The sequence below is a fragment of the Desmospora activa DSM 45169 genome, from assembly GCF_003046315.1.
GTDB classification, from domain to species: domain Bacteria; phylum Bacillota; class Bacilli; order Thermoactinomycetales; family DSM-45169; genus Desmospora; species Desmospora activa.
The window spans coordinates 73,887-91,373 of sequence record NZ_PZZP01000004.1 but is presented as its reverse complement, the minus strand read 5'-3'; the positions used below and the strand labels follow the sequence as shown (position 1 = coordinate 91,373).

Genomic DNA, 17,487 nt, shown 5'->3' with positions numbered 1-17,487 from the left:
AACCCTTTGATCACTTTTATTTTTCCCCCGCTCTCCGTACTAGCAGATCATTCAGTTGTTCCAGCAAGTTGCCGCCGCCGGTGATGGAGATATCGCCGATTTTTTCACAAATGCGCTCCATAAACTCCAGCTCTTTCAATCGATACAGTGTCTCGTTTTGGTCCATCAGCTTGGCGGTGTTTAAGAGGCTGCGGGTCGATGCGGTCTCTTCCCGGCGGGTGATAAGATTGGCCTGTGCTTTCTTCTCCGCGATCAGGACGGTGTTGATAATCTCTTTGACATCGCCGGGTAAGATGATATCCTTTACTCCAGCATCGATAAAACGGACGCCAAACTCCGCTTCTTTCTCCTTTAACCGCTCCAATACGAGGGAGCCGATTTCCTGCTTCTGTTTCAACAACTCGTCCAAGCGATAGGTGCCGATATATTCCCGCAATACCAGCTGCAGATGGATATAGACTTGTTCCTTAAAGTTGTTGATCTCCAGCACTTTCAACGGATCGGTCACCTGATACTGGCAAACGAAGTTGAGCCGCAGTGTCACTTTATCTGCGGTCATCATTTCCTGGCCGGCGATGTCCAGTTGCTGACGGCGCATATCGATCGTTTCCATATTAACGGCGATCGCGCTATACCAGAAATAGTAGTTTCCCGGTTTTACCTCTTTTTGAAACTGATGATTGTAAAAAAGAAGGCCACGGTGTTGTTTGGGGATATGCTGGATTTGAAAATATCCCCGTAACTCCGTTTGATTAAAGATGGTGCGGTCAATCTCTTCCTCAACCGCAGGCTCCCGTTTATCCACCATCGTAAAGGTGTGTTTTTTATATACATTCCAAAAGGCATATTTGCCGGAAGGATATACATTGACAAATTTTCCGTCTTCATAGTGAAGCGCCAACTCATGATCCTGTACATCGAGGATGGTTAGCTCCTGAAGCAGCTCTTCATCGTGTAAAAACAGATGAAGGGGATGATCGGGAAGGGAGAACGGCTCATTGACATCCACGATCACGACTTGATAACGGCTGAAGGAGCGGTTGGCAAACAACGGCGAAAAGTAGCTCCCCGGCTTGAGGAATTTGACATAGTCACCCCGTTTAAAGAAGAAGCCGCGCTGATCCTTTTGAATGTGAATCATGATGATTCCTCTTCTCTGAATAATAAAATGGGAGACTGCTGCGGTCCCCTCCCCAAGCTGACGACGGAGATTGGTTTGAGGAGTGGCTTTTCTCATGGGACCGGGAGGAAAAACAACCGCCGAAAGCTCGGACCTACTCTTCCCACGATCGCTTTTGCCAGCTCGGTCGACAAAAGAGAAACCAAACCGGTATCCGCCAACCTACAAGGTCGCCGTCTTGGTGTGAACGGACAGGAGTGCTCCCGCCCGTTCACGAAGGGTTTGCGCAACAGCCTGTTGTAAGAGTATGCTTTGCCAAGCATCGTCCCCTAGACGATTGGGGAATCGAACCCCGATGTTTCGTGTGCTCTACCACTGAGCTAATCCCTTTTCAGGGATGGAGGAATCGAACCTCCGACACCACGATTAATAGGAGAGGGATACCTTGAGAGGGTACCACGCTTCCAGCATACTTGCTTCCAGCGGAAGAAGCACTGCGGGATCATCAGAAATCCCAGCATCGAGAAGCGTCTATTAGCGATAATAGAACGGGACGACAATTCTGTCAATAGAATAATTGGAAATTGAAAGAATGAAGGCGAGTTAGTCGTTAGTCTAACTGATGGAGACATTGTACGGGAATCAAAATTCCAAAGACTCTGGACCAGCAATCGGATTTTGAACTCATGAACGATCCAGGGTAAATAATGATCTCGTTTTCTTCAAGAAAAGTGATTTCTTCCACTATGGCACAGCAAAGGCTCTTCGCATGCAAAGATCTACCGCAACGGTTCTATCTTTGTATCATCAACGGGATAAATTTCATCACTAGACGCCTTTCCTACTCCTTTTGGCAGAGGAGTCCCGCTCCATGGGTCGAATTGCTCTGTGGTGATAAAGAAGGTATGATGAAGGACGAACTTCGATTGGATACGGAGGGGCTCATGGAAGCAAACGAGAGATATCAATTGATTGCGACGGAGTTGGGATTGCGTCCCGGACAGGTGAAAGCCAGTGTGGAATTGATGGAGGATGGGAACACGATTCCGTTTATCGCCCGTTACCGCAAAGAGATGACACAAGAGTTGGACGAAGAGCAGTTGCGGGCGATTGAAGAGCGGCATCGTTATCTGGTGCAGTTGAATCAGCGCAAAGAAGAAGTGATCCGTCTCATCGACGAACAGGATAAACTGACGGATGAACTGCGGCAAAAAATTGAGACTGCCGATAAGTTGCAGACGGTAGAGGATTTGTACCGTCCCTATCGGCCCAAGCGGAAGACGCGGGCCTCAGTCGCCCGTGAGCGCGGCCTGGCGCCTTTGGCTGAAGCGATGCAGCGGGCGCAGACGGAGGAAGAGGTGAACGCACTCGCCCCCTCTTTTGTCGATGAGGAAAAAGAAGTCGACTCAGCAGAGGCGGCATTGGCCGGTGCGATGGATATTTTGGCCGAGGAGCTGGCGGATGATGCCGATATCCGCAAATGGGTGCGGGAGCGGATGTGGAAGCGGGGTGTATTGGTATCAGAAGCAAAAGATCCCGATACCACTTCGGTGTATGAGATGTACTACGGACGGCGTGAACCGGTTCGCACGATGCCGGCACACCGCATTTTGGCCGTCAACCGGGGTGAGCGTGAAGATGTGCTAAAGTTGCACATCGAAGTGGAAGAGGATGGCCCCATCCTAACGCGGCTGGAGCGGGCCTTGTCTCCACGGCCCTACCGCTATTTGAAGGAAGTGGCTGCCGACAGCTATAAGCGGCTGATCTTTCCCTCGCTGGAACGTGAGATCCGTAATTCAATGACGGAAATGGCAGAAGAGCAGGCGATTCATATTTTCTCGGAAAACCTGCGTAAACTGTTGCTGCAACCGCCGATCCGAGGCAAATGGGTACTGGGATTGGATCCGGCCTACCGCACCGGTTGCAAATGGGCGGTAGTGGATGATACCGGCAAGATGCTCGAAGTGGGAGTGATCTTTCCGACACCGCCGCAAGCCCGGATCGAAGAGGCTAAACAAAGGATCAAACAGCTGCTACAATCGTATCCAATCGGTATTATCGCCATTGGAAACGGGACTGCTTCCCGTGAGACGGAATCGTTTGTGGCGGAGTTGTTGAAAGAGTTGGAGCGCAACGTCTATTACATCATCGTCAATGAGGCGGGGGCTAGCGTTTACTCCGCTTCCAAACTGGCGCGGGAGGAGTTTCCCGACTTGGATGCGGCCCAGCGGAGTGCAGTTTCGATTGCCCGCCGTCTACAAGACCCCTTGGCGGAATTGGTAAAGATCGAGCCAAAGGCGGTCGGTGTGGGACAGTATCAGCATGATGTGTCGCAAAAGCGGTTGGGTGAAAGTTTGACCACAGTGGTGGAGTCGGCGGTCAACCATGTCGGTGTCGATGTGAATACCGCATCGGTAGCGCTATTGCAGTATGTTTCCGGGGTCAATGCCTCCGTGGCCAAAAACATCATTAAGCGTCGGGATGAAGAAGGTCGTTTTAACGACCGTGCACAGTTAAAAAAGGTACCACGCTTAGGTGCGAAAACCTATGAACAGTGCATCGGATTTTTGCGCATTCCCACAGGGGAGAATCCTTTGGATCAGACACCGATTCACCCGGAATCGTATCCGGTGGTAGAAGCGTTGCTGCAGGAGCTGGGCAGTCAACCCCAGGAAATCGGAAGCGCAGCGCTGAAAGAGAAGTTGCGAACCGTCGATGTAGCGGCGACGGCGCAACAGCTGGAATGCGGGGAACCAACCTTGCGCGATATCGTGGAGGCGCTATTGCGACCGGGGCGCGACCCACGGGAAGAGTTGCCGGCGCCGGTGCTTCGCTCCGATGTCTTACAGTTGGAAGATCTGCGTGAAGGAATGGAATTAAAAGGAACCGTGCGCAATGTGGTCGACTTTGGCGCCTTTATCGATATCGGCTTGAAAAATGACGGCTTAGTCCATATCTCCAAGATGAGTGAGCGCTTTGTGCAACACCCGATGGATGTGGTGGGGGTCGGTGACATAGTCGATGTGTGGGTGCTGTCCGTCGACACCAAACGGGAACGAGTTGCGCTCAGTATGGTACCGGTATGACGGTAGGGTTGGAACGATTAGCAGCTGATTCACTTATGCAAAGATTATAGATGGGAAATAAAACAAGGCCGGCAGTCGGAGATTGCGGCCTTGTTTTATTTTTGATGGCGGATCGTTTTATATCTTTGCGATGTATAATAGTTAGAGGTGATTTTTCGTATGTGGCAAAATGTATATGAAGAGTTTAACGATTTAACCAAGAGGAAAACTATTAAGCAATCGAGAAGAAATCCTTAGTAGTCATATGTGATAAACTTAAAAAAAGTGGGAGTTGAAATATGCAAAAACACATATTATTCATTCAAGGTGCAGGTCATGGAGCATATGAAGAAGATGGAAAATTGGCAGGATATCTGCAAGATGCTCTCGGCTCCAATTACAATGTACTTTATCCTAAGATGCCTAATGAGGAAAAACCTGATTATGAAACATGGAAAGTTCAGATTTCAAAAGACCTTAGCAAGCTAAACGGTGAAGTGATTTTTGTTGGACACTCTGTGGGCGGTTCCATTTTGTTGAAGTATCTTTCTGAAGAGAAACTGACAAAAACTATTACCAGTGTGTTCCTTATTGCGCCACCATATGATGAGTCTGTTTTGCAAGAAGACTCCTCCTCAAAGCTTCAAGAAATACCACGAATTTTCTTTTACCATAGCCGCGACGATGAAATTGTTCCTTTTTCCCACCTTACACATTATGCAGAAAAAATTCCGAAGGCAATTATTCGGAAGTTTGATGGGCGTGGACATCTGTTTGACAACGATTTGTCCGAAGTTGTTGAGGATATCAAAGGCTTATAATTCGGGTTTTGTATAGTTGAACAACGATCTTCTGCAAACGGGGGCTTTAATGGAATAAGCAAATTTCGAAATAATATAAATTGGCGTACTCAAATGATCGTTGGGTACGCCATTCATTTTTTTATTCAATAGCAACAATCTTTTAGAAAACAGCCTAAAAATAAGAGTCATCCACTTCAATATAATTACAACCACAACCTCTTGTGCGGCCTTTGTTCCTTCACGGATAATATAATGAAGAAATACTACTCTACACATCATTCCGCTGTTATTGGGAAGAGGAGGATAAGGTTTGCTGCGTCGCATATTTCAGTTGTTGTTGCTTCTGGGATTGATCGGGGCGATAGGAGTCGCCGTTTATTGGGTATACGATATGAACCAGGGGACGGAGGTCCCGGAGATGATGGTGCCGGGAGAGTTGGCCACCGTATATGCAGAGGTGGAGTCAGAAATGAAGGTGCCTTGGCCTTATCTGGCTGCTCAGCATGAGATATTGAACGAGTATAAAGGGGTGGATCGGCAGCAGATTCTCGCTTTGGCGGAGGAGATGCGGGATGCCGTCGGGAAAGAGGAGCTAAGCGATGACGATGCAGAACAGGCAGTCCGTGCTCTGTTATCGGAATCCGAGGCGGGAGAGGTGATCGCCTTGGCGCAATCCTATCGTTGGGCAGCGTCTCCGCTGACGGAAGATTATCGCTTTCCCTTTGATGCGGAACAAAATGTGGATTATGGCGATACATGGGGGGATAGTCGCACCTATGGCGGCGATCGTGTCCATGAGGGTACGGATATGTTTGCCGCTAAGGGGACACCAATTCGTTCAGTCAGCGACGGTGAAGTTGTATCCAAGGGATGGAATGAGTTGGGCGGATGGCGACTTCGAATTCAGGATGAAGCGCATCCACAGATCTCTTACTACTATGCGCATTTGGAGCGCTATGCGGAAGGGATTGAAGATGGCGTCAAAGTGAAAAAAGGGCAGATTATCGGTTATGTAGGGGACAGCGGATATGGGCCGGAGGGAACGACAGGCCAGTTTGCGCCACATCTTCATTTTACCGTTTATGTCCGTGAAAGCCGTTGGTCGCCCATGCGGGAAGCGATCAATCCTTACGCTTTTTTGCAGGTGTGGGAGGTAGGTTTAGGGGAAGAACAAAAATGACCGCTAGAATTCAAGGTGGATCGACTGTAAAACTCGATGTGGATAAATTTCATCACCCGGCTTTACGCTCTTCGATCCACCAGTCCGCAGTCTGCCGCAGTCGTGTCAGGTTGACACAGCTTCCAATAAGGAGGAATAAGCGAATTGTATGAAGTATTATACGCTCTGCCCAGAAGTAGCCGGTGAAGTTGGTAGAAATTCTGTTGTCGACGTCACCGTCAGGCCGCCTGTATACGAATATCTTCACTATGATTTCGTAAATTGGCTTGTCGACGAACTTCTCGAAGCGGCAGCCGCTTTCATCGTAACGGAGGGAATGGCTAAGCGACTCAATCAGGCGAATTTGTCAGGGTATAACCTCGACGATGTCGAGGTTATACTTTCTCCCGAAGACGAAGAACTTATCGGACAAGGTCAGTTGCCGAAATTTCTATGGTTGCGCATCACCGGGATGGCAGAGAGTGATGATTTTGGACTGTCCAGTGAATCCGACCTCGTCGTCTCTGAACGCGCACTCCAGGTACTTTGCGAAGGCCACATTGAAAACTGCCTATTGAACGAGATTTAGCAGCGGAAAAGTTTTAATGCGTCGCTTCAGCACGCTGTGCTCAATCCTTTCTCTTTTGCGCATGTTTCCTCTTTTGCTGGACAAAATGAGAACGAACAGTAGGCGAAAGGGAGGAATGGGCATGGATCAAGCAGAAGTGTCTGCTCATTTAAGCCGGAAGATGACGGAGATGGCGGTTGCCTGTGGCAAGCGATTTCAGGGTTATCCCGAGGATGTAGCGGCGATTGCCGCTTTTGTTGAAGCGGAGATGAAGGGGCAGGAGTTGCCGGGGGCGGCACGTGATCGGGATACATTTGTTGCAGCGACATTTGAACGTCTTTACCCCAAGATGTTGGCATCTGAAACCTGCCGTCAGGCGGTACAAAATATGATTGCGGCTGATGGGGGAGAAAATCCTTTTTCCCATCATGACAGCAACCCTCAATACAGGATCAATACCGAATTGGCGGATGCCTTGTATTTATCGGGTAGCGCACTGATGGGCTCCATTTTGATGGTGACAGCGGGCGAGAGCGGAGGCTCGATTGCACAGCGGGAGCATTAATCGGTGATAAGGAAATCTGTCGATGAGCTGAATAGTGGAAGGGAATAACGAGCACATAGGGCTTAAAATCTCTTCCCCTTCATCCCAAATCGGCTAATCAATAGACTTCGATAGAGAAGGACTCTTTTTTCCACTAAAGATAAAAGAGTCCTTCTCTTTTTTTGCGGATGGGTCTTTTTGTCGATTCAATAGTTCTTTTGGATGGAAATTATAAAAACCATCAAAAAGAAAAGGAGTTTTCGCTAAGAGATCGAATATTGAAATTGGAAAAAATATAGATATTGGGGGAGGGGTTACTATCAAACGTGTTCTGTTGTTGTTGACGGTAATGATATTGACGGTGGGCTTAGTTTTTCCGACTACAGCCAATGTGCAGGCGGCAGAAACGGCCGATGCTGTTCCTGGTGAAATCGTAGTGAAGTTTAAGGATGAGGTCGGTGTGGCGAAGGCGACTTCCGCCCTGGAATCTCCGGATACCGAGGTGGTCTCCCAAAATACCGATGCCGGTTTTGCCGTAGTAAAAGTGAAGGATGCCTCTGTTCAAGCGACCATAAAGAAGCTGAGTGCGCTTTCCAATGTGGAATATGCGGAGCCAAATATCCTTTTCCATACGATGGCAACACCGAACGATCCCGATTTTTCGAAACAGTGGGGCTTGACGAAGATCAATGCTCCCGCTGCTTGGGAAGTGACGGAAGGTGACAGCAGTGTCAAGGTCGCCGTGGTGGATACCGGTGTCGATTATAACCACCCTGACTTAGCTGGCAAAGTGATCAAGGGTGGGGACTTTATCGACAACGATAATGATCCCATGGATGAAAACGGACACGGCACTCATGTTGCCGGTATTGCCGCCGCCAATACCAACAACGGTATTGGGATTGCCGGAACGGCCCCCGGTGTCAGCATCTATGCGGTGCGAGTCCTGGATGCCAACGGGAGCGGCAGCCTGGATGCGGTAGCCAGTGGTATCCGTGATGCTGCCGATGCTGGTTCCGAAGTGATCAATCTCAGCTTGGGCGCCTTGATTGGGGCGCAAACCTTGAAAGATGCCGTCGACTATGCGCGCAGCCAAGGATCTGTCGTTGTGGCGGCTGCTGGCAATGACGGCCTTCCCCTGCCGAGCTACCCGGCTTACTACGACAGTGCGATCGCCGTTGCTTCCACCACCTCTAGCGACAGTCGTTCCAGCTTCTCCAGCTTCGGTTGGTGGGTCGATATCGCCGCTCCTGGCTCCGATATTTACTCGACCGTACCGGGTGGAGGCTATGGAAGCTACAGTGGTACCTCGATGGCTACCCCTCATGCTGCGGGAGTGGCCGGACTCTTAGCTTCTCAGGGCCGAAGTGCTGACGAGATTGAAGAAGCACTCTTCAACTCGGCTGAACCGATCAGCGGTACGGGCCTCTTTTGGAATTATGGCCGAATCGATGCTGCTGCAGCGGTAGGCTACTAAAAAAATAGCAAAAAACCCCTGTGCTGGCACAGGGGTTTTTTGCTATTAAACGACAAAGCGAAAGCGGAAATCCACTCCCGACCGCCCTGTTGTTGGGTCTGGAGAGATGAAGCGGACTACCCTTTATCTCGCTAAAAGGAAAGAGACTAGAGCTCGCCTCCTTTGTTATCGATCTGCCATCCTCATTCCTTGTTATTGGTAAATAAGAAATAAAGATTGGAAGTAACTAAAAAAAGATGCTAATAAATTCTCAAAACAGGAAGGGGATTTAAATAAAAGATAGAATATTAGAATCGTAAAAAATATGCCTGGTATGGGGAGGAGATTTTATCAAACGCGTTTTATTGCTGCTGACGGTGTTTTTATTGACACTAACCATGGTGTTTCCGTCTGCGGCGGATGTACGAGCTGCTGAGGTGCAGATGGATGCTGTTCCCGGTGAAATTGTAGTTAAGTTTAAGGATGATGTCGGTGTGTCGGCGTTGACGTCATTGCTGCAATCATTGGATGCAAGGGTGGTATCTAAAAACACCGATGCCGGTTTCTTTGTGGTAAAAGTGGAGAATCAATCCGTACAAGCAGCGCTGGAAGAGTTAAGCGGGCTTCCTCAAGTGGAATATGCGGAGCCGAATATTCTCTTTCATGCTACTGCAACACCGGATGATCCTTCCTTTTCGCAACAATGGGGCTTGTCGATGATTAATGCTCCCGACGCATGGGATGTAACGGAAGGCGACAGCAATGTGAAGGTTGCTGTGGTGGATACCGGTGTTGACTATGATCACCCCGACTTGGCTGGAAAAGTGATCAAGGGTGGGGACTATATCGACAACGATAACGATCCCATGGATGAAAACGGACACGGCACCCATGTTGCCGGTATTGCCGCTGCCAATACCAACAATGGGATCGGAATTGCCGGAACGGCTCCCAATGTAAGCATCTATGCGGTACGCGTTTTGGATGCCAACGGAAGCGGCAGCTTGGAGTCGGTAGCCAGCGGTATCCGTGATGCCGCCGATGCCGGTGCCGAAGTGATCAATCTCAGTTTGGGCGCTTACCAGGGAGCACAAACACTGGAGGAAGCCGTCAACTACGCCCATAACCAAGGTTCCATCGTCTTAGCGGCGGCGGGCAATGACGGCAGCTCCAGCCCTAACTATCCCGCCTACTATGACAACGCGATTGCCGTCGCTTCCACTACCTCCAGCGACAGTCGGTCCAGCTTCTCCAACTATGGCAGTTGGGTCGATATCGCCGCTCCCGGTTCCAGTATCTACTCGACAGTACCGGGCGGAGGATACCAGAGCTTAGACGGTACCTCGATGGCTACTCCCTTTGCGGCTGGTGTGGCCGGACTTTTGGCATCACAGGGTCGGAGCGCTAACGAGGTTAAAGATGCCCTCTTAAACTCGGCTGAACCGATCAGCGGAACAGGTACCTATTGGCAACATGGTCGTATCGATGCTGCTGCTGCGGTTAAATACTGAGAAGAACACATAACAATCAAACCCCTACGCCATGGCGTAGGGGATTTTTGGCTTGCCGACAAAGGTAGATAAACAGAAAAAAGGGGGACGGACCGAGATCCCGATACATACACTTGGTTTCGCTTTTGAGCATGCGGGTATGAATTACTTCGATTCGGTGATTACGGGTCCTCCCCGCTGTTGATATTGAAACCAACAATCGTTTAAAATACGAATCTGCCTGCGGTCTTTTCCTTGGAATGCGCGTTGTAGTTGCCGTTGCAACCAGTATGGCATGAGAGTTGCCTCCCTATCAGACGGATCTCGTCTGTAAAGCATATGAAAAGAGGCGTTGTCTTGTGAACACCAAACCATCGGATGACGAACTACAAAAGCGAGTGGAGACGATTTCGTTGCAGGATTTTGGTAAGCCGTTTCGTCACCTTGCCTATTTTAATGGCCGTCTACGCACAACGGGCGGACGATATTTCTTATCCGATCACCACATTGAGATCAACCCCCGCCACTGGATGGAATGGGGGTGGGAGGTGGTGGACGGCATTATCCGCCATGAGTTGTGCCACTATCACCTGCATTTGCAGAGAAGGGGCTATCGTCACCGCGATCGGGAGTTTCGGGAACTGTTGGCCCAGGTTGGCGGTCTTTGCCATGCTCCTCCTCTCTCCAATCTCTCTCCCCGCCGTCGGTCGGTGCGGTGGCTGCTGAGCTGTCAAGCGTGCGGGCGTCAATTTCCACGCAAAAAGCGAATGGACCCCTCCCGCTATCGCTGCGGCCATTGTAAGGGAACATTGCGATTGCAGGAGATCGAGGAACCGGTGGAGGAGGAGAGTTGACTGTCTGACTCAATGAATACCCGTCTCTCTATGAACGGTTCGCGCTTTCATCCGTTCCCCTTCGCCCCAGGCTCCAGTGCCAAGGAAAACTCCGACGATGATTAATGCGAATCCGGCGATTTGCACCCATTGTATTGCTTCACCGAGAAAGAGTGCGGAACCCACTAAGGCAAAAAAGGGAGTTAAGTTGATAAAGACAGCGGTTTGGCCTGGGCCCAGTTGGTGGATGGTCGCATTGTACATCGCGTGTCCCCAAGCTGTAGCCACGACCCCCGATACGATTAAAACAGCCCATACCCACAACGGTCCTTCCAGCATGATCGATACGCCATCAGGAGAGATGAACAGGCCGATGAGAAAGATCAGTGTCGCGCCAGCCAGAAACATAATGGTTGTCAATTGTTTGGCGTCGATGGTGTCTGTTGCCTTCTTGATTAAAATAAAGCTGCATGCTTGGAAGATCATCGCTCCCCCGATCAAAAGATCTCCCCACATGGAAGTGGACAGGCCAGTGCCGCCGCGAAGAACGACCAGGATAACGCCGATGAGGCCAAGCAGAATCCCACCCATGCGTGCCGGGGTGATATGTTCCCGCAGAAATAAAAAGGAAAGAAAGGCGGTCATCAACGGGACCAAGCTTAAAATTAGTGCGGCGTTGGAGGCGGTGGTGATCGTCAGCCCCCAGGCAAGAAAAAGGTGATGACCTACCACACCGGTCAGTATGATACCGATAGTCCAACCCCAATCTCTTTTGGTGAGTGGTTTCCACGTTCTTTTTATCACGATATACAGCAATAACACCAGTCCAGCCAAAAAAATACGCACTCCCTGCATGGTGACTGCAGGGAAGTGGGTGACTAATATTTTGAGAGCCACTGCGTTTAGGCCCCAAATCATCATATTAAAGGTCATGATGCTATACAGTCCAATGGTGTTGTGCTTCATAAGATCCATCCTTTTTGTCCAGCTTTTTAGAGAATCGAAGCAAATATTATTTCCTAATTGTATCGATATTGTTCAGAATAGGCAACGGGGATTGTAGGGACATCTAAAGTGACATCCGTTACAATATAAAGAGGATGAGGGAGGGTGAAAAACATGAATCTCGATCAATGGTTTGAGCAGGGGATGACAGGGCAAGCGTATATCGACAGCATGGAAGTAAACCGCGAAGCCCTGCTGGAGATCTACCGTTCTTTTCAACCGCAGGAAAGTGAAGCATATTTTTCTGAGTTAGCCAACCGGCGACTACGGGGCATCGTGTTGACGGCGGATTGGTGCGGAGATGCGATGATGTGTGTCCCTATCGTGATGCGAATCGCGGAGAAGGCCGGGATTGAGATGCGTTATCTGATTCGCGATGAGAATCTGGAATTGATGGATCAATATTTGACCAATGGAAAATCACGGTCAATTCCGATTTTTATTTTTATCGACGATAAAGGAGAGGAACGGGTGGTGTGGGGACCGCGTGCGCCTGAGGTACAGACGGCGATCGATGCGATACGGGCCCAACTTCCCTCTTCGGAAGACCCGATGTTTAAGGAAAAGCAACGGGCTCTATATAAGGATTTTAGGCAACAGTTGTTGGAAAAACGGGAATGGTGGCAAGCGGTGGAACGGAGCCTGAAGGAACGGTTTCAAGAGCGAATGGGATAAAAGGGAAAGGAGTATTTCAATGGAGACAGCACAGCGAGTGGGGTTTATCGGTTTGGGGATTATGGGGCGGTCGATGTCATATAATCTTCATCGCGCCGGATTCCAAGTGACGGTCTGGAATCGCACCCGGTCCAAGATGGAGGAAGCAGCGGGATGGGGCGCACAACTAGCGGACTCACCGCGGGAAGTGGCGGAGTTGAGCGATGTGGTGATCACCATCGTAGGAGATACACCGGATGTGCGTGCAGTAGTGGAAGGGGAAAACGGAATCCTGGCCGGTGCTCATCAAGGGCTTGTCTGGATCGATATGAGCACCATCTCCCCTGCCACAACGCAGCAGCTAGCCAAGACGGCGGCAGAGCGGGGTGTGCGGATGTTGGATGCTCCCGTCAGCGGTGGGGATGTCGGTGCACAAGAAGGGACGCTTTCCATTATGGTAGGTGGGGAAGCGGCTGTGCTGGAAGAAGTGAAGCCGGTTTTGCAAGCGATGGGTTCCAGTATCATTCATTGTGGCGCCGCCGGTGCAGGTCAGACGGTAAAGGCGTGCAACCAGATTATGTGTGGATTAAACTTGTTGGGAATGGTGGAAGCATTAACATTGGCGAAAAAGGCCGGGGTGGATCTGGATACAATGATTCAGGTGACTAGTAAGGGTGCGGCTGGATCGTGGGCCTTGTCCAATTTGGGTCCACGGATAGTAGAAGGAGACCTGGATCCTGGTTTTTCCGTTCAATTCCAACAAAAAGATTTACGCATTGTGCTGGAGGAAGCCGAACGTCTCCAATTGCCGCTGGTGGGAACGGCGACCGCCAATCAACTGCTTCGTTCTGTGCAGGCCCACGGTGGAAATGAAGACGGCACTCACGCCTTAATCACAGTGATGGAACGGCTGGCCAATGTTAAGGTGGCGCCTGGTGATGAGTAAAAAACCAAACCCAGCGACCTTTGCGTAATCGCTGGGTTTGGTTTTACGCTCCGATGTAACGGGCTACGAGGGAACGAGCTGTTTCCGCTTGATCGGTGCCTTGCACCAGTACCCGTCCGTCGGGGAAAATCACCAAACGGTGCTGCTCATCCACCTGGGCGCGAAGCAAAAAGCGATTTCGCTCCACTGTACCCAGTGAGGAGAGGCGGTGTTCCAACCGATCTAAATCGAGGGTGCTTGCTGATGACACTTGTACCGTGTTGCGGCCACAGAGGGAAACAGCGGTATCAGTGGGGTTGGATGGATGCAAGTGTTTATATTCCCCCTGTTTACATACCGGGCAATGTTCTCGTTTGCTCGGAGCCACTTGCAATGCGCCATCCCGGTTGTGCCACAGTTCAAAATGGCGCAGGCGGGAATCGAGAGCATCCGTATCCCCTACCAACAGCTTAAGTGCCTCCGCTGCCTGGTAAGCGGCCACCACCTGCACTACGGGTCCAATCACACCGGCGGTATCACAGGTTTCCGTCGTTCCAGGAGCAGGGATTTCCGGGAAGAGGCAAGCGAGACAGGGTGTGATTCCTGGACGAATGGTGAAGGTCATTCCTCGCGAGCTGACTGCTCCGCCGTAAATCCATGGGATCCCGTGCTTTACAGCTGTATCGTTGATCAAATAGCGAACGGAGAAATTATCGCTGCCGTCTAAGATTAGGTCGACATCGGTAAGCAACTCTTCGGCGTTACGCCAGGTCAGGTCGGCTACATGGGCCGTTATGTCGGCAGCGGAGTTGATTGTTTGCAGGTGATCGCGGGCGGCGATCGCTTTGGGCATGGAGTCTTCTGCATCTTTCTCTGTAAACAGCATTTGTCGCTGCAGATTGCTCTCTTCCACAAAATCGCGGTCAATGATGCGAAGGTGACCCACTCCTGCTCGTACTAGATGGTGAGCCAGGGCGGTACCCAAAGCGCCGATGCCGACGATAGCCACGTTTGCCCGGGCCAGTGCCGCTTGTCCCCTTTCTCCAATCGGGGAAAACAAGATCTGCCTGGAAAAACGACCATGTGGAATGGACATGGTAGCACCTCCTTTGCTGGAAGGGATGGGTTATGAGGGATTCGCGGGTTTTCGAGGATCCCAGTGATCGGTTTGTGGACCCAGCCATTGTGTGCCGTCTTCCCAGATCTCCTTTTTCCAGATGGGAACGGTCTGTTTTAAGCGCTCAATTGCATAACGACCCGCTGCAAAGGATTCCGGCCGATGAGGGGAAGCGACGGCGATCAGGACGCTAATTTCCTCCGGCTCCAGCTTTCCTACCCGATGTGTCATGGCGACGCGCACATCCGGCCACCGTTGATGGATCTCCGCCGCGATCGCTTTCATTTTCTGGGTTGCCATGGGGCCATATGCTTCATATTCCAGATGGATCGTGCGCCGATCGGCGGTAAACTCCCGCACTGTTCCGGCAAACGTGAGTACCGCTCCGGCTCTGGGGTTGGAGACGAGCGCAATGAGGCGGTCAGCAGACAGGGGTTCCTCCGTGATGGTAAATAAGGACGCTTCCTCCGCCTCTCCACCGCTTACCGGTGGGATCAGGGCAATTTCGTCTCCGGGAAGAATTGTCTCATCCAATTCGGCGTATTCCTGATTACGGGCGATGACGGCGACGCGGATCAGTTCGGAGGCGTCCGGGTACTGATGTTCCAACTGTTGAATCACATCACGCACAGACGCTTGTGCAGGCAGTTTAAGGGTAATCGACCGTTGACCGATGGCTTCGGCTACTGCCGCAAATAATAGAATGCGAATTTCCATGGTTTTAGGGCTGAGCGCCAGCCTCCCTTCTTTTATTATCCGTCGGCGCAAACTGCTTTACCGAAGGTTGTCTTATGCGCAATACATTGGGAAATCATATTTTCTATTGTGAACCACCACCAACCCGATTGGCAAGTGACAGAGAAACATGGCATGATCCAAACCCGTTAATGAGTCTGCTGATATTTTCATTCGATTCTATATACGCTTGGGCGAGGAGGTTGGATCGATTGGGGAAAGAACAGGAAATCACCTATTTATTGTTTGATCTGATCGTCGGGTATTTGGAACAAATACCGGAGGAGCAGCGCATGATCCAACGAATTGAAGTAAGCGAAGGCGGCTTGGATTTAACTTTACGGGAGAGCGGTCACTATCGCTTGGAGGTAAAGGCTCTCCAAAATGATGAAATAGAGGTTGAAGAGAATGGAGAGGATGAACCCGTGCGCAACTCATATCTAGAAGAAGAGGATGACCGCGTGGAAATTCCACAGGAAGATTGGAATGCATTGGTACAAGCGTGTGAATCATTGTTGGAACTGATGGAGTACGACCAACGAAAAATGAATGAATTACGACAGACGGTGCCCCAATTCCCCTGGGATGAACGGAAACGGATGATGGAAGGGATGATGGACGAGCTTCGCTCCGCTCTTAAACGTACCCTTGCCCATACCGATGATGACGCTTCCTGATGTTTTACTTGACGGCTCTTATTCCATGATTATATTGAGAGGAAGAAAAACCCCGGCTCCCGGATATGGGAGGCTGGGGTTTGATGTAGGTGGATTTGTTGGATTCACGCGACTTGACAGGCCTCATGCGGAGGTCGGCCCTTGTTGGCTGCTCATCGCGTTTCTTCGTTGATCGGTACCTGGGGTTTCAATTTTTTCATGTGGTGGGCCAAGATGTTTCGTTCTTCTTGATTTCCGACGGTAATCCGCAGGCACCGATTTAACGGGGCGACACCGGGAACACGGATAAATACACCCTGTTTTTCCAGCGCATCCATCCACCAACGCGCCGCTTTTTCACTGCCGGTATCGATGGCAACAAAATTGGTGGCAGAGGGAAGAGTGGTATAGCCCAGCTCTTGTGCTAGGGTACTGTAATCCGTTTTCCCTTCATTGACGAAGGCGATGACGCGATTAAGAAAATCGGAATCCGCAAGAGAGGCTAATGCTGCCTGTTGTGCGGCCCGTGCCACGCCGAAGTGGTTGCGGATTTTATCAAAGCTGGCGATTGTATCCGGGTGGGCGATGGCGTAACCGACCCGGGCCCCGGCGAGACCGTACACTTTAGAAAAGGTGCGGGTACGGATCACATTGGGATCATTTGCATCCAGGGGCAGCACATCCTCAGCCGGTGCAAATTCAACGTATGCTTCATCGATCACCAATACACAATCGGCAGGCAGTTGTCGCCGCAGTTCCCGGATATCCTCTTGTTTTAAAAAGGTGCCGGTAGGGTTATCGGGATTGGCGAGATAAACGATGCGCGAACCGGTGGCATGCGCTTGTCGGGCCAACCCCTCGCAATCGTTGTAAAAATGGCGATAAGGAACCCAATGGAGAACGCCGCCAAATCCGTTTACATGATAATGAAAAGTAGGATAACTGCCGTGGGACGTTGTTACCCCATCTCCAGGGTTTAAAAAGAGACGAGCGATCCAGCCCAAAATCTCATCGATTCCTGCTCCGACGGCGATAGATTCCATGGGAACTCCATGTAGCCTGGATAACTTTTGCCGTAACGCATCATTGGTGGCGTCGCCGTACCAGTTTGTTTCAGCGGCGGCGTCGATCAAAGCCTGCTTGGCCATGGGTGATAATCCAAAGGAGCTCTCGTTGGCACCCAGTCTCAGCTGGAAGCGGCGTCCCAGCTGCCGCTCCGTTTGTTCAGGAGGGACAAATGGAACGGTCGCCGGGAGTGCGTTAACCAGATTTGAAAAAGGAGCACGTTTTTCCGCCTTTGCGGACGTTGACAGTCGGGTATCTTCCATTAAATCCTCACCTCCGGCAAAATACGTTA

At 50.6% G+C, this 17,487-nt stretch carries 17 protein-coding genes; 11 read left to right on the top strand and 6 right to left on the bottom strand.

Annotated features, from left to right (window positions below):
• Positions 1–16 precede the first annotated feature (16 nt).
• Entirely contained in the window at positions 17–1,141 is a 1,125-nt protein-coding gene (locus C8J48_RS17555) for a slipin family protein (RefSeq protein ID WP_107728563.1), read from the bottom strand.
• A gap of 923 nt (positions 1,142–2,064) precedes the next feature.
• Between C8J48_RS17555 and C8J48_RS17550 the strand changes: the two genes are divergently transcribed.
• The 7 genes from C8J48_RS17550 to C8J48_RS17520 all read left to right on the top strand — a co-directional run bounded on the left by C8J48_RS17550 (position 2,065) and on the right by C8J48_RS17520 (position 10,226).
• Complete coding sequence (locus C8J48_RS17550; RefSeq protein WP_107728634.1) at positions 2,065–4,206, top strand: Tex family protein; 2,142 nt, start codon at positions 2,065–2,067, stop codon at positions 4,204–4,206.
• A 278-nt stretch (positions 4,207–4,484) separates the two neighbouring features.
• Positions 4,485–5,006, top strand: coding sequence for an alpha/beta hydrolase (locus C8J48_RS17545; RefSeq protein ID WP_107728562.1), 522 nt, complete (start codon positions 4,485–4,487; stop codon positions 5,004–5,006).
• A 292-nt stretch (positions 5,007–5,298) separates the two neighbouring features.
• On the top strand, positions 5,299–6,168 hold the full coding sequence (locus C8J48_RS17540) for a M23 family metallopeptidase (protein WP_107728561.1): 870 nt from the start codon (positions 5,299–5,301) through the stop codon (positions 6,166–6,168).
• A 148-nt stretch (positions 6,169–6,316) separates the two neighbouring features.
• Entirely contained in the window at positions 6,317–6,736 is a 420-nt protein-coding gene (locus C8J48_RS17535) for a hypothetical protein (protein WP_107728560.1), read from the top strand.
• Positions 6,737–6,857: 121 nt separating this feature from the next.
• Entirely contained in the window at positions 6,858–7,280 is a 423-nt protein-coding gene (locus C8J48_RS17530; protein ID WP_107728559.1) for a hypothetical protein, read from the top strand.
• 328 nt (positions 7,281–7,608) lie between these two features.
• A complete protein-coding gene (locus C8J48_RS17525) occupies positions 7,609–8,736 on the top strand; it encodes a S8 family peptidase (protein ID WP_107728633.1) in 1,128 nt (375 codons plus the stop codon).
• A 377-nt stretch (positions 8,737–9,113) separates the two neighbouring features.
• Positions 9,114–10,226, top strand: a complete 1,113-nt coding sequence (locus C8J48_RS17520; RefSeq protein WP_107728632.1) for a peptidase S8 — start codon at positions 9,114–9,116, stop codon at positions 10,224–10,226.
• A gap of 144 nt (positions 10,227–10,370) precedes the next feature.
• Here C8J48_RS17520 and cmpA read toward each other — a convergent pair whose 3' ends face one another.
• Positions 10,371–10,502: a cortex morphogenetic protein CmpA gene (gene cmpA, locus C8J48_RS17515; RefSeq protein ID WP_107728558.1), complete on the bottom strand. Its 132-nt coding sequence runs from the start codon at positions 10,500–10,502 to the stop codon at positions 10,371–10,373.
• A 62-nt stretch (positions 10,503–10,564) separates the two neighbouring features.
• Here cmpA and C8J48_RS17510 point away from each other — a divergent pair, with 62 nt between their 5' ends.
• Positions 10,565–11,059 (top strand): SprT family protein, encoded by a 495-nt coding sequence (locus C8J48_RS17510; protein ID WP_107728557.1) that lies wholly within the window; start codon positions 10,565–10,567, stop codon positions 11,057–11,059.
• Positions 11,060–11,068: 9 nt separating this feature from the next.
• On the opposite strand, the gene C8J48_RS17505 is transcribed toward C8J48_RS17510, so the two are convergent.
• Positions 11,069–12,004: a DMT family transporter gene (locus tag C8J48_RS17505; protein ID WP_107728556.1), complete on the bottom strand. Its 936-nt coding sequence runs from the start codon at positions 12,002–12,004 to the stop codon at positions 11,069–11,071.
• A gap of 153 nt (positions 12,005–12,157) precedes the next feature.
• On the opposite strand from C8J48_RS17505, the gene C8J48_RS17500 reads away from it, so the two are divergent.
• Together C8J48_RS17500 and C8J48_RS17495 are read left to right on the top strand one after the other, a co-directional pair.
• The gene (locus C8J48_RS17500; RefSeq protein ID WP_107728555.1) at positions 12,158–12,718 is read left to right on the top strand and encodes a thioredoxin family protein; all 561 of its coding nucleotides are present in this window, start codon (positions 12,158–12,160) and stop codon (positions 12,716–12,718) included.
• Positions 12,719–12,737: 19 nt separating this feature from the next.
• Positions 12,738–13,643, top strand: a complete 906-nt coding sequence (locus C8J48_RS17495; RefSeq protein ID WP_107728554.1) for an NAD(P)-dependent oxidoreductase — start codon at positions 12,738–12,740, stop codon at positions 13,641–13,643.
• Positions 13,644–13,686: 43 nt separating this feature from the next.
• Here C8J48_RS17495 and C8J48_RS17490 read toward each other — a convergent pair whose 3' ends face one another.
• Together C8J48_RS17490 and moaD are read right to left on the bottom strand one after the other, a co-directional pair.
• Positions 13,687–14,718 (bottom strand): ThiF family adenylyltransferase, encoded by a 1,032-nt coding sequence (locus tag C8J48_RS17490; RefSeq protein ID WP_107728553.1) that lies wholly within the window; start codon positions 14,716–14,718, stop codon positions 13,687–13,689.
• A 30-nt stretch (positions 14,719–14,748) separates the two neighbouring features.
• Positions 14,749–15,456, bottom strand: a complete 708-nt coding sequence (moaD, locus tag C8J48_RS17485) for a molybdopterin converting factor subunit 1 (RefSeq protein WP_107728552.1) — start codon at positions 15,454–15,456, stop codon at positions 14,749–14,751.
• Between the two features lie 230 nt (positions 15,457–15,686).
• Here moaD and C8J48_RS17480 point away from each other — a divergent pair, with 230 nt between their 5' ends.
• Positions 15,687–16,151: a hypothetical protein gene (locus tag C8J48_RS17480; RefSeq protein WP_107728551.1), complete on the top strand. Its 465-nt coding sequence runs from the start codon at positions 15,687–15,689 to the stop codon at positions 16,149–16,151.
• Positions 16,152–16,303: 152 nt separating this feature from the next.
• Here the strand turns inward: C8J48_RS17480 and C8J48_RS17475 are convergent, their stop codons facing one another.
• Complete coding sequence (locus C8J48_RS17475) at positions 16,304–17,458, bottom strand: aminotransferase class I/II-fold pyridoxal phosphate-dependent enzyme (RefSeq protein ID WP_107728550.1); 1,155 nt, start codon at positions 17,456–17,458, stop codon at positions 16,304–16,306.
• Positions 17,459–17,487: the final 29 nt, after the last annotated feature.